This is a genomic window from Mixta sp. Marseille-Q2659 (assembly GCF_940807255.1).
Taxonomy (GTDB): Bacteria; Pseudomonadota; Gammaproteobacteria; order Enterobacterales; family Enterobacteriaceae; genus Mixta.
Map to the genome: position 1 here is coordinate 1 of NZ_CALNWY010000027.1, position 23,513 is coordinate 23,513.

23 protein-coding genes and 1 other annotated feature are annotated in these 23,513 nt (G+C 54.1%); of the genes, 6 read left to right on the forward strand and 17 right to left on the reverse strand.

Annotated features, from left to right (window positions below; translation table 11 throughout):
* Both P3C52_RS16355 and P3C52_RS16360 read left to right on the forward strand, forming a co-directional pair.
* A partial coding sequence (locus tag P3C52_RS16355) for a pyruvate, water dikinase regulatory protein (RefSeq protein ID WP_275556013.1) occupies positions 1-771 on the forward strand: 771 nt, incomplete at its 5' end.
* A 128-nt stretch (positions 772-899) separates the two neighbouring features.
* Positions 900-1,946, forward strand: a complete 1,047-nt coding sequence (locus P3C52_RS16360) for a 3-deoxy-7-phosphoheptulonate synthase (RefSeq protein WP_275556014.1) — start codon at positions 900-902, stop codon at positions 1,944-1,946.
* A gap of 244 nt (positions 1,947-2,190) precedes the next feature.
* Here P3C52_RS16360 and P3C52_RS16365 read toward each other — a convergent pair whose 3' ends face one another.
* From P3C52_RS16365 to P3C52_RS16440, 16 genes are all read right to left on the reverse strand, one after another.
* Complete coding sequence (locus P3C52_RS16365) at positions 2,191-3,630, reverse strand: YdiU family protein (protein ID WP_275556015.1); 1,440 nt, start codon at positions 3,628-3,630, stop codon at positions 2,191-2,193.
* Positions 3,631-3,706: 76 nt separating this feature from the next.
* Positions 3,707-4,447 (reverse strand): EAL domain-containing protein, encoded by a 741-nt coding sequence (locus P3C52_RS16370; protein ID WP_275556016.1) that lies wholly within the window; start codon positions 4,445-4,447, stop codon positions 3,707-3,709.
* A gap of 379 nt (positions 4,448-4,826) precedes the next feature.
* Positions 4,827-5,288 carry an NlpC/P60 family protein gene (locus tag P3C52_RS16375; protein ID WP_275556017.1) on the reverse strand — a complete coding sequence of 154 codons (462 nt, stop codon included), beginning with the start codon at positions 5,286-5,288 and terminating at the stop codon, positions 4,827-4,829.
* Between the two features lie 67 nt (positions 5,289-5,355).
* Complete coding sequence (btuD, locus tag P3C52_RS16380; protein WP_275556018.1) at positions 5,356-6,114, reverse strand: vitamin B12 ABC transporter ATP-binding protein BtuD; 759 nt, start codon at positions 6,112-6,114, stop codon at positions 5,356-5,358.
* The gene (locus P3C52_RS16385; protein ID WP_275556019.1) at positions 6,114-6,659 is read right to left on the reverse strand and encodes a glutathione peroxidase; all 546 of its coding nucleotides are present in this window, start codon (positions 6,657-6,659) and stop codon (positions 6,114-6,116) included. Before P3C52_RS16385 ends, btuD begins: the two co-directional genes overlap by 1 nt.
* Before the next feature lie 35 nt (positions 6,660-6,694).
* The gene (gene btuC, locus P3C52_RS16390; protein WP_275556020.1) at positions 6,695-7,678 is read right to left on the reverse strand and encodes a vitamin B12 ABC transporter permease BtuC; all 984 of its coding nucleotides are present in this window, start codon (positions 7,676-7,678) and stop codon (positions 6,695-6,697) included.
* Between the two features lie 107 nt (positions 7,679-7,785).
* Positions 7,786-8,211: a DUF2502 domain-containing protein gene (locus P3C52_RS16395; RefSeq protein ID WP_275556021.1), complete on the reverse strand. Its 426-nt coding sequence runs from the start codon at positions 8,209-8,211 to the stop codon at positions 7,786-7,788.
* Between the two features lie 232 nt (positions 8,212-8,443).
* Entirely contained in the window at positions 8,444-8,743 is a 300-nt protein-coding gene (ihfA, locus tag P3C52_RS16400; RefSeq protein WP_038626354.1) for an integration host factor subunit alpha, read from the reverse strand.
* A 4-nt stretch (positions 8,744-8,747) separates the two neighbouring features.
* Complete coding sequence (gene pheT / locus P3C52_RS16405) at positions 8,748-11,135, reverse strand: phenylalanine--tRNA ligase subunit beta (RefSeq protein WP_275556022.1); 2,388 nt, start codon at positions 11,133-11,135, stop codon at positions 8,748-8,750.
* Positions 11,136-11,149: 14 nt separating this feature from the next.
* Positions 11,150-12,133 (reverse strand): phenylalanine--tRNA ligase subunit alpha, encoded by a 984-nt coding sequence (pheS, locus tag P3C52_RS16410; protein ID WP_275556023.1) that lies wholly within the window; start codon positions 12,131-12,133, stop codon positions 11,150-11,152.
* Between the two features lie 72 nt (positions 12,134-12,205).
* Positions 12,206-12,330 (reverse strand) — a sequence feature (Phe leader region).
* Positions 12,331-12,443: 113 nt separating this feature from the next.
* Complete coding sequence (gene rplT / locus P3C52_RS16415; RefSeq protein WP_010616241.1) at positions 12,444-12,800, reverse strand: 50S ribosomal protein L20; 357 nt, start codon at positions 12,798-12,800, stop codon at positions 12,444-12,446.
* A gap of 39 nt (positions 12,801-12,839) precedes the next feature.
* A complete protein-coding gene (gene rpmI / locus P3C52_RS16420; protein WP_038626362.1) occupies positions 12,840-13,037 on the reverse strand; it encodes a 50S ribosomal protein L35 in 198 nt (65 codons plus the stop codon).
* 96 nt (positions 13,038-13,133) lie between these two features.
* Positions 13,134-13,676 (reverse strand): translation initiation factor IF-3, encoded by a 543-nt coding sequence (gene infC / locus P3C52_RS16425; protein ID WP_038626364.1) that lies wholly within the window; start codon positions 13,674-13,676, stop codon positions 13,134-13,136.
* Between the two features lie 3 nt (positions 13,677-13,679).
* On the reverse strand, positions 13,680-15,608 hold the full coding sequence (gene thrS / locus P3C52_RS16430) for a threonine--tRNA ligase (protein WP_275556024.1): 1,929 nt from the start codon (positions 15,606-15,608) through the stop codon (positions 13,680-13,682).
* Positions 15,609-15,864: 256 nt separating this feature from the next.
* Positions 15,865-16,020: a hypothetical protein gene (locus tag P3C52_RS16435; RefSeq protein ID WP_275556025.1), complete on the reverse strand. Its 156-nt coding sequence runs from the start codon at positions 16,018-16,020 to the stop codon at positions 15,865-15,867.
* The gene (locus P3C52_RS16440; RefSeq protein ID WP_275556026.1) at positions 16,013-16,267 is read right to left on the reverse strand and encodes a hypothetical protein; all 255 of its coding nucleotides are present in this window, start codon (positions 16,265-16,267) and stop codon (positions 16,013-16,015) included. Before P3C52_RS16440 ends, P3C52_RS16435 begins: the two co-directional genes overlap by 8 nt.
* A 266-nt stretch (positions 16,268-16,533) precedes the next feature.
* Between P3C52_RS16440 and fdhF the strand changes: the two genes are divergently transcribed.
* Genes fdhF through P3C52_RS16460 form a run of 4 tightly spaced genes read left to right on the forward strand, consistent with a single transcriptional unit; the run spans position 16,534 to position 22,301 of the window.
* Complete coding sequence (fdhF, locus tag P3C52_RS16445; RefSeq protein WP_275556027.1) at positions 16,534-19,506, forward strand: formate dehydrogenase subunit alpha; 2,973 nt, start codon at positions 16,534-16,536, stop codon at positions 19,504-19,506.
* Positions 19,506-19,994 carry a DUF1641 domain-containing protein gene (locus P3C52_RS16450; RefSeq protein WP_275556028.1) on the forward strand — a complete coding sequence of 163 codons (489 nt, stop codon included), beginning with the start codon at positions 19,506-19,508 and terminating at the stop codon, positions 19,992-19,994. Before fdhF ends, P3C52_RS16450 begins: the two co-directional genes overlap by 1 nt.
* Positions 19,987-21,351, forward strand: a complete 1,365-nt coding sequence (locus P3C52_RS16455) for a cytochrome ubiquinol oxidase subunit I (RefSeq protein ID WP_275556029.1) — start codon at positions 19,987-19,989, stop codon at positions 21,349-21,351. Before P3C52_RS16450 ends, P3C52_RS16455 begins: the two co-directional genes overlap by 8 nt.
* The gene (locus P3C52_RS16460) at positions 21,348-22,301 is read left to right on the forward strand and encodes a cytochrome d ubiquinol oxidase subunit II (protein ID WP_275556030.1); all 954 of its coding nucleotides are present in this window, start codon (positions 21,348-21,350) and stop codon (positions 22,299-22,301) included. The genes P3C52_RS16455 and P3C52_RS16460 overlap by 4 nt, the downstream gene beginning before the upstream one ends.
* Before the next feature lie 13 nt (positions 22,302-22,314).
* Here P3C52_RS16460 and P3C52_RS16465 read toward each other — a convergent pair whose 3' ends face one another.
* Entirely contained in the window at positions 22,315-23,217 is a 903-nt protein-coding gene (locus tag P3C52_RS16465; protein WP_275556031.1) for a LysR family transcriptional regulator, read from the reverse strand.
* Positions 23,218-23,513: the final 296 nt, after the last annotated feature.

The following is a 23,513-nucleotide window of genomic DNA, read 5'->3' on the forward strand; positions in this document are numbered from 1 at the left end:
GTGCTGGGCCATGCCGTGATGTCGCAGTTCCCGGTAATGACCAACAGTTTTACGCTGCCTTTTGTGGAGAACGTGCAGCGTGCCCAGGCGGTAAAAGCGCAAATTAATGCTATCTACCAGCAAAGCGGCCTGCGTCCTCTGGTTTTCTTTTCCATTGTGCTGCCCGATGTTCGCGACATCATTTTGCAAAGCGATGGCTTTTGTCAGGATATCGTGCAGGCGCTGGTGGCGCCGCTACAGCAGGAGTTGGGCATGGCGCCCGCGCCGGTCGCGCACCGCACGCATGGATTGACCGCCAGCAACCTCGGTAAATATGACGCGCGTATTGCCGCTATCGACTACACCCTGGCGCATGACGATGGCATTTCGCTGCGCGGGCTCGATGAAGCGCAGGTGATCCTGCTGGGCGTCTCACGCTGCGGCAAAACGCCGACCAGTCTTTATCTGGCGATGCAGTTCGGCGTGCGGGCCGCCAACTATCCATTTATTGCCGATGATATGGATAACCTGAAGCTGCCGCCCGCGCTTAAGCCTTTCCAGCATAAACTCTTTGGCTTAACCATCGATCCCGAGCGGCTGGCGGCGATTCGCCAGGAGCGTGCCGAGAATACCCGTTATGCCTCAATGCGCCAGTGCCGGCTGGAGGTGGGAGAAGTAGAAGCGCTGTTTCGCTCGCATCAGATCCGCTATCTCAACAGTACCAACTATTCGGTAGAGGAAATCGCCACCAAAATTCTCGATATTATGGGCCTTAACCGGCGCATGTATTGATGCGTTTTTATCGGTTATTGTGGTCTTTACCCCTTTCAGGCGGTTGAATTTGCTGCTGGTTGGTTTATTGTGATCGCCATCACTTCCCGGCACTTCAGCCGCTGCGAAGAACTATTTTTGAGATCCCAATGAACAAAACTGATGAACTGCGAACCGCGCGCATCGACTCGCTGGTGACGCCCGCCGCGCTGGCGCAGCAATATCCGATAACGGAGAGTATTGTTGCCAGCGTGACGGCAGCGCGACAGCGTATCGCCCGTATTCTTGCCGGTGAGGATCCGCGCCTGCTGGTAATTATCGGCCCCTGCTCGCTGCACGATCCGCACGCCGCACTGGAATATGCCGCCAGGCTCAAAACGCTGCATGATAAGTATCACTCCCGCCTTGAAATCGTGATGCGCACCTATTTTGAAAAGCCCCGTACCGTGGTGGGCTGGAAGGGTCTGATTTCCGATCCCGGTCTTGACGGCAGCTTCCGCGTTAACGACGGTCTTGCCGTTGCACGCAAGCTGCTGCTGGATATTAATGCGCTGGGCCTGCCGACGGCGACAGAGTTTCTGGATATGGTGATCGGCCAGTTTATTGCCGATTTAATTAGCTGGGGCGCTATCGGCGCCAGAACCACGGAAAGCCAGATCCATCGCGAGATGGCCTCCGCCCTCTCCTGTCCGGTTGGCTTTAAAAACGGCACCGACGGCAATACGCGCATTGCGGTCGATGCGATTCGTGCCGCGCGCGTCAGCCATATGTTTTTGTCGCCGGATAAGCATGGACAGATGACGATTTACCAGACCAGCGGCAATCCTTCCGGCCATATCATTATGCGCGGCGGCAAAGCGCCTAATTATCATCCGCAGGATATTGCGGAAGCGGTAGCCAGTCTGCGCGCCTTTGATCTGCCGGAGCATCTGGTGGTGGATTTCAGTCACGGCAACTGTCTGAAGCAGCATCGTCGTCAGCGTGACGTGGCCGAGTCGGTAGCGCAGCAGATCCGCGACGGCTCGCGCGCCATTGCCGGCGTGATGATTGAAAGCTTTTTGCAGGAAGGTAATCAACCGGTTGTTAACGGCCAGGCGCTCACCTATGGTCAGTCAATTACCGATCCCTGCCTGGGCTGGGAGGATAGCGAAGCGGTTCTGGCGTTACTGGCTGAGGCGGTTGACAGCCGTTTTTAACCGCCGTGACGCAAAGCAAAGCGGAAACTGAAGAAAAGCTGATTAGTGAACCGGTTTCAGGTGAATCGCAGGGTGTCTGCGCGAGAAATCCAGGCCGATCGTAAAGACGCAAAAGACGCCATCCCTGGCCGCTCGGCCCGCGCCGTCCCTGGCGCGGGACGCTTTACTCTTCTGCCTGGGCTTCCCGCGCCTTAAGCCTGAAGACAATTTGCAGCCGGTTATCCGACCGGCTTTTATGCGCTTTTTAACTGGAACAGCTGACCACGATCTTTTTCCCTTCATCCGGCGGACGTCGGGTTAAATCGGCATATTCCGGCGCATCGCTGTAAGGTTGACAGAGTGCCTGATGCAGATGCTTTAACACTGTAACATCATCCTTTTCCGCCGCCTCAATCGCCTGCTGCGCCAGATAATTACGCAGGATCACCGCAGGATTCGCCGCCTTCATGCGCTGCTGTCGTTCAGCATCGCTGCGTTCATCCTTTAATAAACGCTGGCGATAGCGCTGATACCAGCTATCGAAAGCCTCACGATCGATAAACTCATCGCGCAACGGCGAACGGATTTCATCCTGCTGCGTTGCGCTTAGCATACGGAAAGTACGCGTATAGTCGCTGCCTTCCTGACTCATTAACGCCAGCAGCCCGGTCAGCAGTTCATTGTCCTCCTGCTGCGGCGTCAAAAAGCCCAGCTTCGCGCGCATTCTCTCGCCCCAGGTCGCCATCAGCGCCGGTTCATAACGGCTCAGCGCCTGCTTAAGCTGCTCGGTAGAAAGCAGATCTGACAGCGCATGGGCAAGCCGGTTAAGATTCCACAATCCGATCATCGGCTGATTATCAAAGGCGTAACGCCCCTGGTAATCGGAGTGATTACAAATAAAGCCGGGCTGGTAATCATCCAGGAACCCATATGGGCCATAGTCCAGCGTGAGGCCCAGCACCGACATATTATCGGTATTCATTACGCCATGCGCGAAGCCGACGCTCTGCCAGGCGGCAATCAGGCGCGCGGTACGTTCGACCACATCGCTAAACCAGAGCAAATAACGATCCTGCTCCTGTTCCAGCGCTGTCCAGTGATGATGAATCAGGTAATCGGCCAGCTGACGCACCTTCTCCGGCTGCCCGTTATAGAAAAAGTGTTCAAAATGACCGAAGCGCGCATGGCTTTCCGCCACGCGTAGCAACATGGCGCCGCGCTCTTTGGTTTCCCGATAAACCGGCTCATCGCTGGTCACAATGGTCAGCGCGCGGCTGGTGGGAATGCCTAAATGATGTAACGCCTCTGAAGCGAGGAATTCGCGAATGGTCGAGCGCAGCACGGCGCGACCGTCGCCCATGCGTGAATAGGGTGTCAGCCCTGCGCCTTTTAAGTGCCAGTCAAACTTTCTGCCGTCAGAGAGCTGTTGCTCGCCGAGCAGAATGCCGCGGCCATCACCTAACTGTCCGGCCCAGACGCCAAACTGATGGCCGCTGTAAACCTGCGCCAGCGGCTGCATGCCGGGCAACAGCTCGGCGCCGCTCCAGATATCGATTTTATCAGCGCTGAACCAACTTTCATCCAGCTCCAAATCACGAGCCAGCGCCTCGCTATGATAAAGCAGGCGGGCGTTTTTTAGCGGTGTGGGATTGAGCGCGGTATAAAATCCGCTTAATTCGTTATGCCAGGTGTTATTAAACTCCATGCTGCCTCCGTTTACCGCAACAGGTATTAAGTGTAACCCTGAAGTGGTGAGGTAAACAGAAAAGCGCAAGGATTTATCAGCACTGGCCGTCGGAAAAGCCGTCTGGCGTCTCGGTCAGGGTTGTCAGCTCGCTCTCCGGCACCGGCGGAAATAGCGCGCCCTGCAAACCAGAGAAAGGAAAAGGCGTGATTTTTTCCAGCATGTTGACTTCATCCATGCCCTGCGCAATGAGCTGCTGACAATGATCGCTAATCTGCGCGGTAATCGCATTTAGCACGGCACTATAAGAAGCGCGCTTTAAGGTTTGCTGTAAAAAATATTTATCCAGTTTGATTCGAGTAAAAAGATTATCGTAAACCGCTTTCGCTGGCGCTTTGCCTGAGCCGAAATTATGTAGCGTTAATTTAAAGTTATTACTTAGCGTGCTTAATAACGCATTATCTTTACCGGATTTAAAATCTGGAAAGTTCTCACCAATTGATAATTCCAGCGCCGAAAACGAACGTAATTTATGGAGCAGAAAGTCACTGGATAGCAGCAGCTGCGCTATCTCATGGTCAATGCTCAAAATAACTGCGATATTATTCTGCAAAAAGAAATCATGATGGCTTTCAATAACGCTGATTTGCTTTTGTAACGTTTGCAGGCGCTGTTCGCTGTCAACCTGAGCCAGCAAAATATCCTGTGGTACGGCAACATTCAGCGAACGATGCAGAAAACTGGATAATAAGTCTACGGCCAGCAGCTGGCCATTAAAGGCATAAACAGGATTAAAGGCTGTGTGAATAAAATAATCAGCAAAAACCGGATTTTTCATTTTTTTAGCCATAAAAAAGTGGCAATTTGCGCATCCTATACTAAGGAAAAATGACAATCAATAGCGTCCTTAATGAGAAAAGAGAATGCTTTTCCTTGTCACTTGCGCATTAACTCACTGAAAGTGCAGTGTATAACTCAAATTCATCTTTATGTCTGCTAATGTTTTTTAGGCATTGCTCACATTAATAAATTAGAGTTTATGATGTTTTTCATTGATGCAGTTAATATCCGACTTAACGTTCAATTAAAAATAACGCTTATGTAAGCGATGTTGTTATTCGGCATTACTGTGCAGCTGCAGATAATCATTTCATATTTTAAACGCTGTTTAAATGAGCATTTTCCGAATCGAATGCTGTTTTTTCAACAGGTTAAATTTAAATACGGCGCGCCTGCCAGAATGTTTTTTGCCAGTAGCTGTTATCCAGCGAGGAGCGAATGACGCCCTGGCTGGTTGAGGCATGAATAAACTGATTATCGCTATCGTAAATGCCGACGTGCAGTCCATTCTCCTCACGACCGGTTTTAAAGAAGACCAAATCGCCCGGCAACAGCTGCTCTTTGGCAATGCGCGTCCCGATATCGGTCTGAGCGCGCGTGGAGCGTGGTAGCTGCAGATTGAAGCGATCGCGGAAGGTCAGATAAACAAATCCAGAGCAGTCAATGCCGCGGCGACTCATTCCGCCATAGCGATAAGGCGTGCCGTGCCAGCGGGTTAGCTGGTCATTCAGTTCGGCAATAACGGTGATGGAATCGGCAAGGCGGCCATTGGGCGGCGGCGCATGATGACTGCAGCCAGCAAGTAAGAGAGCAAGCAAAAATAAGAGGCCGATGCGCATAACCTGAGTCCTTCCTGACGGGAGCGTAACGGGCCTCACTGTAGCGGTAAATACCCGTCGCTGGCAATCACTCCAGTGATGCTCCGGCGACTAACCAGCTTTCTCCCTCAGCCTGAAGCTTACGAAAAGTCAGCCCATACACCGAATGCAATAAATCAGGATGCAACACCGCCCCGGCGCTGCCCTGCTTTATCACCTTTCCCTGCTGCATTAGCCATACGATGTGGGCGTGACGCAAGCTGTGATTGAGGTCATGGCCGCTGGCAATCACCGTACCACCGGCGCGACAAAAAGCGCCGAGTTCACCGTCCAGCGCCTGCTGCTGCGCCACATCCAGCCCCGTGTAAGGTTCATCCAGCAGCAGCAAAGCGGTCTCATCGTGCTGGCAGGGCCAAACCTGCAGCATAACGGCCATCAGCCGGACGCGCTGCCACTCACCACCTGAAAGCTGGGTTACCGGCCGCGTAAGTTTATCTTCCAGCTGGAAAGCGGAGAGCAGCCGTAGCAATAGCGCATTCTGTTGCGGGCCTGACCACTGAATATGCTGACGCAGGTAATGAAAAACGGCCATCTGCCCCGGCGGCGGCTGTTGTTGCGGCAGCCAGGCGCGTCGGCGCGCCAGCGCTGATGGCGACCACGCTTCCAGCAACTTGCCATTTAGAAGCACCTCACCCTCGCCCGGCAACAGGCCGGACAGCCGCGCCAGCAACGAGCTTTTACCCGCCCCGTTAGGGCCAAGCAGATGGATTATCTCGCCCTCTCTGACGTGGGCGCTAAAAGGATGCAGGCGACCCGGCACAGCCGCCTGCGCAACACACAGCTGCATTATTTTGCCAGTGCGAGCTTGATGCTTTCCATCACGATAGGATCTTCCGGCGTCATATCCGGCGCGAAGCGCTGTATAACTTCACCGTTACGACCAACCAGGAACTTTTCAAAGTTCCACAGAATGTCGCCCTTTTGCTTCGGCGCCCGGCCTTTGCTCGCCATACGTTCATAAAAGCCGCTGTTTTCCGGCTCTACCGCTTTCGGGCAGGCATCGATAAGCTGCTGGTAAAGCGGATGACGCGACGGGCCATTTACCTCAATCTTGCTAAACATCGGGAAGGAAACGCCATAGGTAGTGCTGCAGAATTCACGAATTTCTTCATCACTGCCGGGCTCCTGACCAAGAAAGGCATTGCAGGGAAAGCCCAGTACATTAAACCCTGACTTATTCCAGGCGCGCTGGATATTCTCCAGCTCACTATACTGCGGCGTCAGGCCACATCGGGAGGCCACGTTGACAATCAGCAGCACATCCCCTTTCCATTGGCCCAGCGTGGTACGTTTACCATCCAGCATAACCAATTCAGTATCGTAAATACTCATGCGCGTTTCCTGTTTCAGTAAGTGGTACAGCCCGACTAACGGTGCTGAGTGAGTAATAACCAAATAAACAGCGGTGCGCCCAACGTGGCGGTCACCACACCAATGGGCAATTCCGCTGCGGTGAGTACCAGTCTGGCAATGATATCGGCAGCAAGCAACACGGCGGCGCCAGCCAGCGCGCTGGCCGGCAACAGCACGCGATGATCGGTGAGCCCATTCAGGCGCAGCAGATGCGGCACCACCAGACCGATAAAACCAATGGCGCCCGCCAACGCCACGCTGACGCCGACCAGCCAGCCGATAGCCACCACCAGCAGATTGCGCCACAGAAATAACGGTAGCCCCAGCTGACGCGCGCTGGTCTCGCCCAGCGCCAGTAGATTCAGAATTTTCGCCTGGGCACCAAGCCAGCAAAGTACCGGCAACAGCGCCAGCATCAGCCAGCGATAGCGCCAGTCGATGCCGCTAAAGCCGCCCATCATCCAGTACATCAGCTGACGAAGATCAAGGTTACTGCTGAAGTAAACAACCCAGGTCATGATCGCGCTACAGATAATTCCCAGCGCGACGCCTGCCAGCAGCAGGCGACTGTTGGAGAGATGGCGGCGGGCAAAACGCAGCAGAATCAGCGTTACCAGCAGCGCGCCCGCTATTGCCGCCAGACTGAAAGCCCAGAAATCGCCGTTGCCCAGCAGGACGCAGAGAACCAGCCCAACGCCCGCGCCGTTCGAGACGCCCAGCAGGCCTGGCTCAGCCAGAGGGTTCTCAAACAGCGCCTGCATAACGCAGCCCGCCATCGCCAGCGACGCACCAACCAGCAGCACGCTGAGCGTACGCGGCAAACGCAGCTGCCAGACAAACAGCTGCCCGTCCGGGCTAAACCAGCGGTCTGGCAAAATCCAGATCTCGCCCGCACACAGACTGATCAGCGTCATTCCCAGTGCAACAGCGCTGAGCCAGGCCAGCCAGCGGTAAGCACGACGATCCGCCTGACGCGAAAGTTCAGTAAGCAGCGACATAGCGATAGTTTTATAAGGAAAACAGAGATTTGATTGTAGTGGCTGGGGCAAAAAAAGAAAGGGATAACGTGAGCCGGACGCCCTGCCGGGCGTCCGACGCAAAGCAATTAGCCGTGCGGCTGAAAATCAGGGCGATGTCCGCCAGCGTGGTGTCCATCCCGATCGGCGGCCAGGCGGTCATTTTGATGCGGATTGCGCTGCGCCATCGGCTGATGATGCTCAGGCTCTTTGTGATGCGCCGCCTTTCCCGGTGCCGGTTTATTATGGCGAGGCGCTTCGGGACGATGAGACTGCCAGCCGTTGCCATTCCAGTAGCCGCGCGGCCCCTTTTCACCAACGTGGCGGCCATGATGTTCCTGCCACCATTTCGGCGCGCGCCAGTCATAACCATCCCAGTAATAACCTCGATGATCGCGATCGCCAATGTGAATCGTCACGCCTGCAGGCGTAAGATCAAACGAAACGGCAGCGCTGGCAACCACAGGAAGTGCCGTCATGATAGTCAGCAGCACGCCTGGAAGTAATGTTTTCATTTTCATCGGGGTAACCTCATATTGTTTCACCCCCTGTTTATAGCGCTGCGGAGAGCTTGTCACTATCGGCCTGAGACGATTTTCACCTTATTTGCCGGCCACTTACAGAATCCTTACATTGTGCGGTATTTGTGAAAGCCGTTGCCTGTTTCGTCAGCAAGGCTGCGGCTGAAACGCTGGATATGGGCCATAAAAAAGGCCGCTCAGGGCGGCCTTTTGTGATGCTGACAGGTCAGCTGTTTTTCGGGGAGGCGTTCTCGACGCGGCTTTTCAGTTTCTGCCCGGGGCGAAACGTCACCACACGACGAGCGGTGATAGGAATATCTTCACCGGTTTTAGGATTACGCCCCGGACGCTGATTTTTATCGCGAAGATCAAAGTTGCCAAATCCAGACAGTTTGACCTGTTCGCCGTTTTCCAAAGCTCTTCTTACCTCTTCGAAAAACAGTTCAACCAGCTCTTTGGCATCCCGTTTACTCAGCCCCAGCTTTTCAAACAGGTATTCCGACATATCAGCTTTTGTAAGCGCCATAGGTTCAATCCCTCAAGGTTGCCTGGAATCGCTCTTTTAATGCCGCAACGCAGTTGGCGACGGTTGCGGCAATCTCGTCTTCTTCGAGTGTCCGGCTGGTATCTTGCAAAATCAGGCTTATCGCAAGGCTCTTAAAACCTTCGTTTACACCCTTACCGCGGTACACGTCAAACAAGTTTACGCCAACTATCTGATTTGCGCCAACTTTCTTACACTCCGCAATGATATCTGCTGCCGGAACCGTTTCAGCCACGACAACAGCGATGTCGCGACGGTTTGCCGGGAAGCGAGAAATGTCGCGCGCATCAGGCAGGACGCGGTCTGCGACCTTATTCCAAAGCAGTTCAAAGACTAAGGTGCGGCCATTGAGATCCAATTTGCGTTCCAGCTCTGGATGAACAACGCCAATAAATCCGATGCGTTCTTCACCCAAATAGATCGCTGCGCTCTGGCCCGGATGCAAAGCCGGGTTCGCTTCGGCACGAAACGCAACGGCATCCAGCTTGCCGGTTAATTCCAGCACCGACTCTAAATCACCTTTCAAATCATAGAAGTCGACGGCCTGACGCGCCAGGTCCCAGTGTTCTTCGAAGCGGCTGCCGGTCAACACGCCTGCCAGCATAACATCCTGACGGATGCCTAAATCCGCTTGCGTATCCGGCACAAAGCGTAAACCGCTCTCAAACAGGCGCACGCGGCCCTGCTGACGGTTCTGGTTGTATACCACCGCGGAGAGCAGACCGGTCCACAGCGACAGGCGCATTGCTGACATATCGCTGGAGATTGGGCTTGGCAGAATCAGCGCATCGATGCCTGGATGCAGCAGCGCCTGTACCTTAGGATCCACGAAGCTGTAGGTAATCGCTTCTTGATAGCCTTTATCCACCAGCATGGTTTTTACGCGTCTCAGCGACAGATCGGCTTCACGGTGCTGCGTCATCACCAGCGATGCCTTAACCGGCACGTCAGGGATGTTGTTATAGCCGTAAACGCGAGCGACCTCTTCCACCAGATCTTCTTCGATAGCCATATCGAAACGCCAGCTTGGCGCGACCGCACGCCATTCACCTTCCAGCACGCTGACTTCGCAGCCCAGACGCTGCAAAATATCGGTAACCTGCTGGTCAGCGATATGATGGCCAATCAGGCGATCCAGTTTTTCACGACGCAGCGTAATGGTAGCGCGCACCGGCAGCTTATCCTGAGCGGTGTTATCCACCACCGGGCCCGCTTCACCGCCGCAAATATCGAGCAGCAGACGGGTCGCGCGCTCCATTGCCTGCTGCTGTAACGCCGGATCGACGCCGCGCTCATAGCGATGCGATGCATCAGTATGCAGACCGTGACGACGAGCGCGACCGGTGATCGCCAGCGGCGCAAACCAGGCGCACTCCAGCAGGACGCTGGTGGTTTCTTCATTGACGCCTGAATGTTCGCCACCGAAGATGCCGCCCATTGCCAGCGGCTTATGATGATCGGCAATCACCAGCGTATCGTTGCTGAGTTTAACTTCACTGCCGTCAAGCAGCGTCAACGCTTCATCTGGCTTTGCCATACGCACCACGATGCCGCCATCGATACGATCGAGATCGAAGGCGTGCATCGGCTGCCCCAGCTCCAGCAGCACATAGTTAGTGATGTCAACCACCGGATCGATAGAGCGAATGCCGCAGCGACGCAGCTTCTCTTTCATCCACAGCGGCGTAGCGGCCTTCACGTTAATGTTTTTTACCACGCGGCTCAGGTAACGCGGACAGGCATCAACAGCGTCCACGCGCACCGGCAGCGTATCGCTGATGGCCGCCGGTACGGCAGCTATTTCCGGCGCGGTGAGCGGTAAACCGTTCAGCACCGCCACGTCACGCGCGACACCGATAATGCCGAAGCAGTCGGCGCGGTTTGGCGTGATGCTGATTTCAATGCTGTTGTCGTCCAGCTTTAAATAGTCGCGAATATCGGTGCCAATCGGCGCATCGGCAGGCAGCTCGATAATGCCGCTATGGTCGTCGCTAATACCCAGCTCGGAGAAAGAGCAAAGCATGCCTTCCGACGGCTCGCCGCGCAGTTTGGCTGCTTTGATTTTAAAATCGCCCGGCAGCACCGCGCCAACGGTAGCAACGGCAACTTTCAGGCCCTGACGGCAGTTTGGCGCGCCGCAAACGATGTCCAGCAGACGGTCGCCGCCCACGTTGACCTTGGTAACGCGCAGTTTGTCGGCGTTCGGATGCTGGCCGCACTCCATCACTTCACCGACGACCACGCCGTGAAACGCGCCAGCCACCGGCTCTACGTCGTCCACTTCCAGACCGGCCATGGTGATCTGCTCAGCCAGAGCCGCGCTGTCCAGAGCCGGGTTTACCCATTCGCGTAACCAGAGTTCACTGAATTTCATTGGATAACCTGCCCTTATTTAAACTGTTTGAGGAAACGAAGATCGTTTTCGAAGAATGCGCGTAGATCGGTCACGCCGTAGCGCAGCATGGTCAGACGTTCCATGCCCATGCCAAAGGCGAAGCCGGAGTAGATTTCCGGGTCGATGCCGACGTTACGCAGCACGTTCGGATGTACCATGCCGCAGCCCAATACTTCCAGCCACTTGCCGTTTTTGCCCATCACGTCCACTTCGGCGGACGGCTCGGTAAACGGGAAATAGGAAGGACGGAAGCGGATCTGCAAATCTTCCTCAAAGAAGTTACGCAGGAAATCGTGCAGCGTGCCTTTCAGGTTGGTAAAGCTGATATCTTTATCGACGATCAGGCCTTCCATCTGGTGGAACATCGGCGTGTGAGTCTGATCGTAATCGTTACGGTAGACGCGGCCCGGCGCGATGATGCGGATCGGCGGCTGCTGGTTTTTCATGGTGCGAATCTGCACGCCAGAAGTCTGGGTGCGCAGCAGGCGTGTGGCGTCGAACCAGAAGGTGTCGTGATCGGCGCGCGCCGGATGATGACCCGGAATGTTCAGCGCATCAAAGTTATGATAGTCATCTTCGATTTCCGGCCCGGTAACCACGGCAAAGCCCAGCTCGCCAAAAAAGGCTTCGATACGATCGATGGTGCGGGTAACCGGATGCAGGCCACCGTTCTCTACGCGACGGCCAGGCAGAGAAACATCAATGGTTTCTGCCGCCAGGCGCGCGTTCAGCGCGGCGGACTCCAGCGCATCTTTACGCGCGTTCAGCGCTTCCTGAACCTGCTGCTTGGCTTCGTTGATAACGGCGCCCGCGGCCGGACGCTCTTCCGCTGGCAGTTCGCGCAGGGTGGTCATTTGCAGGGTCAGATGCCCTTTTTTGCCCAGATATTCGACGCGGACGTTATCTAACGCCGCAACATCCTGCGCATGTTCAATGGCTGCCCTGGCATTGGCAACCAGCTCTGCGAGATGGGACATTGTTTCCTCTTCTTCCAGCCTAAGGCCGGGCTGTTTCAGGTGGGGACCAGAAGTCCATATCAGTTCGCCACAAATGAAAAAGCCTCCACGAGGGAGGCTTTCAGTGCGATTTTTCGTTTCTTTTCTTGCGCACAAGCCCCCGACGTTCAGGTGCTAAAGTAAAAAAAGAAACGAAAAATAGCGTGCATGCTTGGTTTACCTTGTCGCTTGCGTTAAACGGCTCTATTGAAATGCCAGCAGGCGGAAAAGTCAATCTTTTGCTGCGGTTACAGATAATAAAAGAGGGAGCAAGCTCCCTCTTCCATCTGACTTACGCCAGAGCTGATTTCGCTTTTTCAACCAGTGCAGTGAATGCCACTTTGTCGAATACGGCGATGTCAGCCAGGATTTTACGGTCAATTTCAATGGACGCTTTTTTCAGGCCATTGATGAAACGGCTGTAAGAGATACCGTTCTGACGCGCTGCTGCGTTGATACGCGCAATCCACAGCTGACGGAACTGACGCTTACGTTGACGACGGTCACGGTAAGCATACTGACCAGCTTTGATAACAGCCTGGAAGGCAACACGGTAAACACGTGAACGTGCGCCGTAGTAGCCTTTAGCTTGTTTTAAGATTTTTTTGTGACGTGCGCGAGCAATTACACCACGTTTTACACGAGCCATTTACGCTCTCCTGTTCTCTATTCTGATTGAAAAATTAACTTATGCGTACGGCAGGCAGGCAATAACCAGACCCAGATCGCCTTTAGACACCATGGCTTTCGGGCGCAGGTGACGTTTACGCTTGGTTGATTTTTTGGTCAGGATATGACGCAGGTTAGCGTGCTTATGCTTAAATCCACCTTTACCGGTTTTTTTAAAGCGTTTAGCCGCGCCACGGACAGTTTTAATCTTAGGCATTTATAAAATATCCACTTCGCATTGTTAATAAAATGAATCAGACAGGCGAATAAAACCGCACAGCGCGAAGGCTGCGCGGCATTATTACTTGAAAGCCTACTGTTTCTTCTTGGGTGCGAGCACCATGATCATCTGGCGGCCTTCGATCTTCGAAGGGAAGGATTCGACCACTGCCAGTTCACTCAGATCTTCTTTCACGCGGTTAAGCACTTCCATACCGATCTGTTGGTGCGCCATTTCACGACCGCGAAAACGCAGGGTGATTTTGGCTTTATCGCCTTCTTCCAGAAAACGAATCAGGTTGCGTAGTTTGACCTGATAGTCGCCTTCGTCGGTACCAGGGCGGAATTTAATTTCCTTCACCTGGATAACTTTTTGCTTTTTCTTCTGTTCCTTAGAAGACTTGCTCTTTTCATAGAGGAACTTGCCGTAATCCATTATACGACAAACCGGCGGTTCGGCGTTAGGGCTGATTTCAACTAAATCAACACCTGCTTCTTCAGCTTTTTCAATAGCTTCGCGTAAACTAACAATACCAAGCTGCTCGCCTTCGACGCCAGTCAGACGCACCTCGGTAGCACGGATTTCACCGTTAATACGATTGGGACGCGTCGGTTGAACTCGTTTTCCGCCTTTAATACCTTATTCCTCCAATTGATGAAGATTGCGGCTGCGTATTTCTTGCTGCAGCTTCTCGATCAGCACATCTACGTCCATAGACCCGAGGTCTTTACCGCGGCGGGTACGAACGGCCACTTTACCGGCCTCTACCTCTTTATCACCGCAAACCAGCATATAAGGGACGCGACGTAATGTGTGCTCGCGGATTTTAAAGCCAATCTTCTCGTTTCTCAAGTCTGCTTTTACACGAATGCCCGCATTCTGTAATTTTCGCGTTAATTCGTTGACATAATCAGACTGCCCGTCGGTGATATTCATCACCACCGCTTGTACCGGCGCCAGCCAGGTTGGATAGAACCCGGCGTATTCTTCAGTGAGAATACCGATAAAGCGTTCCATTGAACCCAGAATAGCACGGTGAATCATTACCGGCACCTGACGTTCATTATTTTCGCCTACATATGAAGCACTCAGACGGCTCGGCAATGAGAAGTCGAGCTGAACGGTACCGCACTGCCATGGACGATCCAGGCAGTCATGCAGGGTAAATTCAATTTTAGGACCATAGAAAGCGCCCTCGCCCGGCTGGTACTCGAAAGGAATGGCATTCTCTTCTAGCGCTGCAGCCAGATCCGCCTCAGCGCGATCCCACAGCTCATCGCTGCCGATACGTTTTTCTGGGCGGGTCGACAGTTTCACCACGATTTTTTCAAAACCGAAGGTGCTGTACATGTCGTAAACCATCTTAATGCAGCTGTTAACCTCAGCGCGCACCTGCTCTTCTGTACAGAAGATGTGGGCGTCATCCTGAGTAAAGCCGCGTACGCGCATCAGGCCGTGCAACGCGCCAGACGGCTCATTACGATGGCAGCTACCGAACTCCGCCATACGCAATGGCAGGTCGCGGTATGATTTTAGACCCTGATTGAAAATCTGCACGTGCCCCGGACAGTTCATCGGTTTAATGCAGTATTCACGGTTTTCGGAAGCGGTGGTAAACATCGCTTCTTTGTAGTTTTCCCAGTGGCCGGTTTTTTCCCACAGCACGCGGTCCATCATGAACGGACCTTTGACTTCCTGATACTGATACTCTTTCAATTTGCTGCGTACAAAGGTTTCCAGCTCGCGGAAAATGGTCCAGCCGTCGTTGTGCCAGAACACCATGCCCGGCGCTTCTTCCTGCATATGGTAAAGATCGAGCTGCTTACCGATTTTACGATGGTCGCGCTTAGCCGCCTCTTCCAGGCGCTGCAGATAGGCATTCAGCTGCTTTTTATCTGCCCAGGCGGTGCCGTAAATACGCTGCAGCATCTTGTTATTACTGTCGCCGCGCCAGTAGGCGCCTGCGATTTTTTGCAGTTTGAAATGATGGCAGAAACGCATATTCGGCACGTGCGGCCCGCGGCACATATCAACATATTCTTCATGATGATAGAGGCCCGGACGATCGTCGTGGCTGATATTCTCATCGAGGATGGTGGTTTTATAGCTTTCGCCGCGCTCGGCAAAAACATCACGCGCTTCCTGCCAGCTAACTTTTTTCTTTACCACGTCATAATTGGTTTCGGCCAGCTCGTGCATACGCTTTTCAAGCCGCTCGATATCTTCCTGAGTCAGCGTATGGTCAAGGTCAACGTCATAGTAAAAGCCATTATCAATAACCGGACCGATAGCCATTTTCGCGTTTGGCCACAGCTGTTTCATCGCGTGACCCAGCAGGTGCGCGCAAGAGTGACGGATAATTTCCAGTCCGGCTTCATCTTTAGCGGTAATAATGGCAACGGTAGCGTTTTCGCTAATCGGATCGACCGCATCTACCAGTTCACCGTTAACGCGACCGGCAATACAGGCTTTCGCCAGGCCTGGGCCGATATCTTGCGCAATATCCATTACGCTGACAGGACGATCGTAGCTGCGCTGACTACCGTCAGGAAGAGTAATTACAGGCATTTCATATCCTTAATTGCAGTGGTAACCCACACGAAAGATTACGTGCAAACATTGATTGAGAGTGAATTTCCAGCATTTTACAGACCAAAACTGACCCACAATTGCCAATTTGGTACACAGCCCGGTACGCATTTTCTGCGCGATAAGGCCGGATAAACACTGAAGAGTGAGCATCTTACACGCACTAAGCGCTATGTTAAAGGCTGACAAAAGAAAACGGCCTGCACAAGGCAGGCCGTCAGAGCAACCGGAAAGGCTACTGTTTTTTATCGCTGCACAGTCGATCCCACAATTCGTTATGGGTATTAATGGCGCGCACGGTTCGCACATCCATCACTTCCGCATCGTTGCCGTGGGTATAAATAGGCTGAAACAGCGTACAGGATGAATCGACGCTGGCGCGGTCAATCATTGGCGTTGTATTTCGACTGGCGCAACCGCTCACGAGCAGCAGCGTCACTGAGATTAGCGTTAGACGTTTCCACATTTTTAGCCACCTTAATATTTTCCGCCTGTTTTTGCGTAATCGTCTCAGCCTGTCGGGTTTGCAGCTCTGCCGCCGCTACCTCCCCGCGCGCCTTTTCTTCTGTCTTACCTATTTTTTTACCACCGAAATAGGAGCCGACCAGACCGGCAATCACTGCCAGCCCTCCCAGCACCCAACTCCAGCCCCGGACAACAATGACATTATTTCACTCATGGTCAGGCCCTCCCCGTCAGCCAGCCTTAATGTAAAGCGTAGGCAGCAACCTCAGGTGCGCAAGTCATTGAAACAGTTTTTGTCATGGGCGTTTACCGACGCATTATTTAGCCACTTTGCTTTGCTGAAACTGCCGTTCCGGACTACTTTTAATGACTTAACTTTACAAAAAAAGGGAAACAGCACAGGAAGTGGCTGCGACGCAATGTCTTTGTGAGAGTCCTTATGAGCCAAAACACCTGCACCATTATTTTTAACGGCGAGGCCCTGCGCGGCGAGGCAAATCAACCGCTGATCGATTTTTTACAATCCCAGGGGAAAGTCCTGCCTCATGTCTGCTATCACCCTTCTTTGCCGCCGCTGCAGTCCTGCGATGTGTGCTGGGTTGAACATCAGGGCGAGCTGGTACGCGGCTGTACGCTTAATACCTATGATGGGCTGGAGATCTCCAGCCGTCAGCCGCAGGCGAAAGCGGCTCAGGAAGAAGGAATGGATCGCCTGCTGGCGCGGCACGAGCTTTACTGCACGGTATGTGAACACAACAGTGGCGACTGTACATTGCATAACACCGTCGCCGATATGCATATTCCAATTCAGTATTACCCTTATCAACGCAAGCCTTATCAAAAAGATGAGAGCAACCCCTTCTACACCTACGATCCTGACCAGTGCATTCTGTGCGGGCGCTGCGTGGAAGCCTGTCAAAATGTAGAAGTTAACGAAACGCTCTCTATTGATTACGCGGCGGAGCATCCGCGCGTGCTGTGGGACGGCGGCACGCAAATTGCGGGTTCCAGCTGCGTCAGCTGCGGCCACTGCGTGACCGTTTGTCCCTGCAACGCGCTGCTGGAAAAAACCATGCAGCCAAATGCCGGTCCCTTTACGGCGATGCCGGAAGATCTCAAGCGTCCAATGATCGATCTGGTGAAATCGCTGGAAAACACTATTGGCGCGCCGCCGATTACCGGCGTTTCGCTGATAGATATGGCGATGCGCCAGAAAGAAATTAAAAAAACCAAAACGGTCTGCACCTACTGCGGCGTCGGCTGTAGCTTTGAGATGTGGACGCGCGATCGGCATATCCTGAAAGTGCAGCCGGTAGCCGACGCGCCGGTAAACGGGATTTCAACCTGCCTTAAAGGCAAGTTCGGCTGGGATTTTGTCAACAGCCCACAGCGCCTGACCACGCCGCTTATTCGTGAAAACGGACGCTTTCGCCCCGCCAGCTGGGATGAAGCGTTGGACCTGGTGGCTGAGCGGCTGAAAGCGATAGCGGCGCAGCACGGCGGCGACAGCATCGGCTTTATCGGCTCCAGCAAAGGCAGCAATGAAGAAGCTTACCTGACGCAAAAGATCGCCCGTCTGATTTTGGGCACCAACAATGTCGATAACTCCTCACGCTACTGCCAGAACCCGGCGACCGAAGGGCTGTTTCGCACCGTCGGCTACGGCGGCGACGCCGGCACGCTTGAAGATCTGCAACAAGCCGATCTGGTAGTTATAGTCGGCAGCAATCTGGCGGAAAACCATCCGGTTATCGCGTCGCGCCTGAAAGCGGCGCAAAAGCAGCATGGTCAGAAGATGCTGGTGATCGATCCGCGTCGTCATGAAATGGCCGAGCGCGCCGATCTCTATCTGCGTATCCGCCCCGGCAGCGATGCGCTTTGGGCATCAGCCATGTCCCGCTATATGTTTGAGCATGGCTATGCCGATGACGCTTTTCTTAATGAGAAGGTTAATCAGGTTGATGAATATCGCGCTTCGCTGGCGCCTTTTACACTCAACTATGTCAGCGAGCATACCGATTTGAGCGTTGAGCAGTTGATTAGCGCGGCGGAGATGATCGGTCAGGCGCAGCGCGTCTGCATTCTCTGGGCGATGGGCATTACGCAGCACAGCCACGGCGCGGATACCAGCACTGCTCTTTCGAATTTGCTGCTGGTCACCGGCAATTATGGTCGCCCGGGCACCGGCGGTTATCCGATGCGTGGTCACAACAACGTTCAGGGCGCCAGCGACTTCGGCTGCCTGAGCAACATCTATCCTGGCTATGAAAAAGTGACCGATGCAGCCGTCCGTGAGAAATGGGCGCGCGCCTGGGGCGTAGCGCCAGAGGCGCTCTCCGATCGGGTCGGCGCCGATAACTATATGATGGTTCAGCATGCGTACGAAGGCACATTAAAAGCGATGTATATCATCGGTGAGGAAACCGCCTTTTCTGACGCGGACTCTACCAAAGTACATGAGGCGTTCAGCAAGCTGGAATTTATGGTGGTGCAGGATATTTTTATGAGCCGCACCGCTGAATTCGCCGACGTGGTATTACCCGGCTGCCCCAGCGTGGAAAAAGAGGGAACCTACGTTAATACCGAGCGCCGTATTCAACGTTTTTATGAGGTGATGCCGCCGCTGGGCGACAGCCTGCCTGACTGGCGCATTCTGACCGATCTTGCCGCTCGCATGGGTCACCCCTGGTACTATACACATCCGGGAGAAATCATGGCGGAAGCGGCGGGGATTGCCGATATTTTTGCCGGCGTTAATTATCAGCAGCTCAGCGGCTGGCAATCGCAGCTGTGGCCGGTGAAGCCGGACGGCGACAGCACGCCGTTGCTTTATACCGACGGCTTTAAATTTCCCGACGGCAAAGCGGTGCTGTATCCCATTAGCTGGCAGCCGCCGCAGGAGTCGCCGGACGACGAGTACGATCTCTGGTTAAACAATGGCCGCATGCTGGAACATTTCCAGTCCACCAACCAAACCGGACGCGGCGGCCGGATGCTTTCCCTGTCACCGAACGGCTTTGTGGAAGTCAGCCCACAGCTGGCTCAAGAGCGACAGATCCAGCAGGGCGACTGGGTAAACATTGTCTCACGTCGTGGTGAGATGCAAGTGCCGGTGGTGATTACCGAACGTGTAGCGGGCAACATTCTGTTTATGCCGATTCACCACGGTAAGCCTGGCGTGAATGGTCTCACCGGCGAACATCATGATCCTGACGTCAATACCCCGGCCTATAAAGAGATCGCGGTGAAGATGGTTAAGCTGGCCCATCCGCCGCTCTCAGAGCCGCTGCCGCAACAAAACTTCCGCCACGGCAGTCGTACCCCGCTGCCGGGCCTGCCGGTCGACATCAAGTGGCAGCAGGAAGGTTACACCCTGCCGCCTGAACACACCCAACACCCGGAGAAATTCTAATGGCTGAGCCAATCAATTATGACGTCCCGCCAACCAAAACCGAACCTGACGCGCATGATGCGCTGCATGAACTCCTGCACAGCCTGCATCACCACGGTTTTTTACGGCTGGCTAACGATATGGTTTCTGCCAATACGCAAATCGCCAAAGTGCTGGTCGAGGGACTGAGCAAACCCGGCTCGCAAAATGCGATGCAGAATCTGTCGGTGCTGCTGATGGCGCTATCCGATATCCCGCCGGGCCAGTTTCACAAAACGGTCTTTGCCGCCAAATCGGCGCTGAACGCCGTTAACCTGCATGCCGAAACGCAACAGCATCATGACAGCGCGCCGGGCGTCAGCGGCACCTGGAAACTGCTGCACGATGAAGACCTGTGGCATGCGATCATGCCGCTGGTAGCGGGTTTAAAAGCGTTCGCCAGCGCGATGGAGCAACCGGCGCCCGACAAACCCATTAGCGCCTTTACCGGTAAAGACAGCCATGCCTGACGCAGAACTAACGCTGCTGCTTTCGCGTGCGCAGTTTGCGGTTACGATCGGCCTGCACATTATTCTTGCAGGCTTCAGCTTTGGCCTCTCCCTCTGGCTGACGGTGCTGGAGGGATTATGGCTGTGGCGCAAGCAGCGGCGTTACCTTGAGGTTTACCAGTTCTGGCTAAAAATTTTCGCCCTGAACGTGGCGGTAGGCGTGGTGTCCGGCGTGGTAATGGAGTTTCAGTTCGGCACCAACTGGGGTCCATTTATTGAACGTACCGGCGGCCTTATCGGCCCGCTGATGTTCTATGAAGTGTTGGTCGCTTTCTTTCTGGAGGCGGGCATGGTCGGCGTTATGTTATTCGGCATGGATCGCATCGGGCCGCGCCTGCATTTTATGGTAACCGTGCTGGTGGCGGTCGGCGCCTTAATTAGCGTGTTCTGGATCCTGGCCGCCAATGCCTGGATGCAAACGCCCGCCGGATTTTTTCTTGATGAACAGCAGCGCTTCCAGCCGCAGGACTGGCTGGCGATTATCTTCACGCCCTCCTTTCCCTGGCGCTGCGCCCATATGTTGCTGGCAATGCTTGCAGGCACTGCGCTTATGGTAGCGGCCACCGGTGCCTGGCAACTGCTGCGTCAGCGCGACTGCAATCGGGCGCGCCTGATGTTGTCGCTAAGCCTCTGGTCGCTGCTGTTTCTGGCGCCGACGCAGGCGGTGATTGGCGATCTGCATGGCGAAAACACGCTGCGCTATCAGCCGACAAAAATTGCCGCCATCGAAGGCGACTGGCAGCGCCCACCGGCGGGTAAAGGCGAACCGCTGCGGCTGTTTGCGTTGCCCGATCAGCAGCAACAGCGTAACGCATGGGAACTGGCGATCCCGCAGCTGGGCTCGCTCTATCTGCGTCATAACCTGCACGGCCAGATTAAAAGCCTGCGCGAGTTCCCGCCAGAAGACCTGCCGCCGGTCATGCCGGTCTTTTTCGCCTTTCGTCTGATGGTTGGGCTGGGCATATTGATGATAGCGATCAGCCTGACGGCGCTGGTGCAACGGCTGCGCGGACGACTGTGGCAAACGCGCTGGTTGTTAAAAAGCATTGTGCTGATGGGCCCCGCCGGATTTATTGCGCTGCTCGCTGGCTGGGTAGTAGCTGAAATGGGACGGCAACCCTGGACTGTTTATGGATTAGTGCGCACGGCTGACAGCGTTTCGCCGCTCTCTTCCCGCCTGGTCATCGCCTCCGGCAGCGCTATTTTGCTGGTATATGGTCTGGTATTTACCCTTGGGCTGCGTTATTTACTGCGCTATGCGAACAATCCCACCTGGGATGGTAAACCCGGCGCGGCCACCAGGGAGCAGACCTCATGATGGCGCTAACGCTGGAAGATATCTCAGCCGCAACCTTAGCGGCGTCGCTGCTGATGTATCTGCTGCTGGACGGCACCGATCTGGGCGTAGGGATGCTGCTGTTTTTCTTTCGTGATGGGGATGCGCGGCGCAGGCTGACCATGACGATCCTGCCCATCTGGGATGCGAACGAAACCTGGCTGGTGCTGTTCGCCGGCGGTACGCTGGCCCTGTTTCCGGCGCTTTACAGCGCTTTATTCAGCGCAATCTATCTGCCGCTGTTTATCATGCTGCTGGCGCTAATCGGACGCGCCGTGGCGCTGGAATATCGCAGCCATGTTAATCAATGCTGGCATCGCTATCTTGATGCGATACATATTGTCAGTTCGCTGATTGCCACCTTTTTACAGGGCGCGCTGGCTGGGCTGGTCATCAGCGGAAACGTGGATAGCGGGCCATTCGGTTGGCTCGCTCTTTATCCGGCGCTGTGCGGCTGTGGCCTGATTGCCGCCTGTCTGCTAAGCGGCTGCTGTTGGATTCAGTGGCGCGTTAAAGGCCCGGAAGTCGTGCTGGCACAATTACTGGCGTGGTTATTTTTAGTGCTTACTCTGGCATTAGTAACGGTAATCAATTTGCTGGACAGCGCCCCGCTGTTACAGGCCTGGCAACGGCTGCCAGGGAAAATTGTGCTGATGATTATGGCGCTGACGCTGGCAGCGCTGCTGCTGTCCATGTACAGGCAACGTCCCATTCTCTCGCTAATGCTGGTATTGACCCTGTTTACCTTAAGCTGGGCATTGGTGCTGACTGGCCTTTATCCGTGGCTGTTGCCCGGCAAATTTACCATTCAGCAAGCGGCAGCGGCACCGGCGACGCAGTGGTTTCTGCTGGGCGGCTATGGCGTTATCCTGCCGATTACCCTCGCCTATAACAGTTGGGCATTCTGGGTATTTCGCGCCAGGGTCAGCTAGCGCGGCAAAGCGGCTAGCTGACTTTCGCCTGCTTGCCGGGATAACCTTCCGCAATAATATCTAACAGCTCAGCGTCATAGGGCGTGGCGGGCGATTTCACCAGCGCAGGATAAAAAACCTGCGGTGCCGGGAAAATATCCAGCACGCAGCAGTTACGCAGCCTGCCCGGATCGACTTCCGAAGCGGGCAGCAAGGTCGCCGCCTCCAGACCGTTTTCCAGCCAGTCGAGAATGATGCCCGGCTGCGTAATGCTCATAATGACATTCGGCGAAGCGCCGCTGCTGCGAAAATGGTCGAGCAGGCGCTCATAAATGCCGACATCGCGCGCACGATGCAACAATACCAGCGGAAAATCCGCCAGTTGCAGCCACGGAAAAGGCGTTTGAATCACGCCGGGGAGCAAATTACGGTTGACCACCGCCACCAGCTTTATCGGATCGAAAGAAATATATTCATAACCTTCGTTATTCGATGGCTTTTGAATTAGCGCAATATCAATAATTCCGTCATTGAGTAATGATTCCAGACTGCTGGAATCAGTAACGGAAACACTTATTTTCACTTCAGGATTACGCTGATAAAACTCCAGCAGCAACGGCGTAAAGTAATTTTGATAAAGATGCGTCAGCCCGACACGTAATATTCTTCCTTCATGATTAGCGATAATACTGGTTTCACGGGCGGCAATTTCAACCTGGCGTAATATCTGGCAGGCTCGTCGGTAAAAAGATTCGCCCGCTTTCGTTAAGGTCATGCTGTTGCCGTCACGAATAAATAGTGGCACCTTCAGCTCTTCTTCCAGTTCGCGAATGCGCTTGCTCAGCGGCGGCTGCGCCATATTAAGCACCCGCGCGGCGCGGCTTACCGAGCCTTGCTCTACCACTTTGCAAAAGTATCTAAGCCGTTTCAAGTCCATAATTGTTACCCGATCTGTCTGCGTATTACCGTAACCTGGCGCCCGTACTGTTTATCTGATGGCGAGATAAATTAATAATGAAAAAAATTTCTGATGAAGCTGGAAAGCACCAGACCTGTGAAATCATTGTTAATAAAAAGAGCATTGTCGCCCCTGTTAATTCAAATCCCAGCAACAATAATAAAACTTTAAATTAAATTTAAGCACCATTAATGGCAACGCGCCGGATTATTAATGATCTCATCAAACTTTTTCGATCTGCATTATATGCCCGAAATGGTATTTGTCTGAAATAA

Excerpts from the sequence above, each read along its gene's own strand:
- rpmI (WP_038626362.1), bottom strand. The coding sequence starts at position 13,037 with ATGCCTAAGATTAAAACTGTCCGTGGCGCGGCTAAACGCTTTAAAAAA.
- btuC (WP_275556020.1), bottom strand. The coding sequence starts at position 7,678 with ATGTCGCTGCTTACTGAACTTTCGCGTCAGGCGGATCGTCGTGCTTAC.
- P3C52_RS16450 (WP_275556028.1), top strand. The coding sequence starts at position 19,506 with ATGGCTGAGCCAATCAATTATGACGTCCCGCCAACCAAAACCGAACCT.
- rplT (WP_010616241.1), bottom strand. The coding sequence starts at position 12,800 with ATGGCTCGTGTAAAACGTGGTGTAATTGCTCGCGCACGTCACAAAAAA.
- thrS (WP_275556024.1), bottom strand. The coding sequence starts at position 15,608 with ATGCCTGTAATTACTCTTCCTGACGGTAGTCAGCGCAGCTACGATCGT.
- fdhF (WP_275556027.1), top strand. The coding sequence starts at position 16,534 with ATGAGCCAAAACACCTGCACCATTATTTTTAACGGCGAGGCCCTGCGC.
- P3C52_RS16455 (WP_275556029.1), top strand. The coding sequence starts at position 19,987 with ATGCCTGACGCAGAACTAACGCTGCTGCTTTCGCGTGCGCAGTTTGCG.
- P3C52_RS16465 (WP_275556031.1), bottom strand. The coding sequence starts at position 23,217 with ATGGACTTGAAACGGCTTAGATACTTTTGCAAAGTGGTAGAGCAAGGC.
- P3C52_RS16395 (WP_275556021.1), bottom strand. The coding sequence starts at position 8,211 with ATGAAAACATTACTTCCAGGCGTGCTGCTGACTATCATGACGGCACTT.
- P3C52_RS16360 (WP_275556014.1), top strand. The coding sequence starts at position 900 with ATGAACAAAACTGATGAACTGCGAACCGCGCGCATCGACTCGCTGGTG.
- ihfA (WP_038626354.1), bottom strand. The coding sequence starts at position 8,743 with ATGGCGCTTACAAAAGCTGATATGTCGGAATACCTGTTTGAAAAGCTG.
- P3C52_RS16375 (WP_275556017.1), bottom strand. The coding sequence starts at position 5,288 with ATGCGCATCGGCCTCTTATTTTTGCTTGCTCTCTTACTTGCTGGCTGC.
- pheT (WP_275556022.1), bottom strand. The coding sequence starts at position 11,135 with ATGAAATTCAGTGAACTCTGGTTACGCGAATGGGTAAACCCGGCTCTG.
- P3C52_RS16460 (WP_275556030.1), top strand. The coding sequence starts at position 21,348 with ATGATGGCGCTAACGCTGGAAGATATCTCAGCCGCAACCTTAGCGGCG.
- P3C52_RS16370 (WP_275556016.1), bottom strand. The coding sequence starts at position 4,447 with ATGAAAAATCCGGTTTTTGCTGATTATTTTATTCACACAGCCTTTAAT.
- P3C52_RS16435 (WP_275556025.1), bottom strand. The coding sequence starts at position 16,020 with ATGATTGACCGCGCCAGCGTCGATTCATCCTGTACGCTGTTTCAGCCT.
- P3C52_RS16365 (WP_275556015.1), bottom strand. The coding sequence starts at position 3,630 with ATGGAGTTTAATAACACCTGGCATAACGAATTAAGCGGATTTTATACC.
- pheS (WP_275556023.1), bottom strand. The coding sequence starts at position 12,133 with ATGTCCCATCTCGCAGAGCTGGTTGCCAATGCCAGGGCAGCCATTGAA.
- P3C52_RS16385 (WP_275556019.1), bottom strand. The coding sequence starts at position 6,659 with ATGAGTATTTACGATACTGAATTGGTTATGCTGGATGGTAAACGTACC.
- btuD (WP_275556018.1), bottom strand. The coding sequence starts at position 6,114 with ATGCAGCTGTGTGTTGCGCAGGCGGCTGTGCCGGGTCGCCTGCATCCT.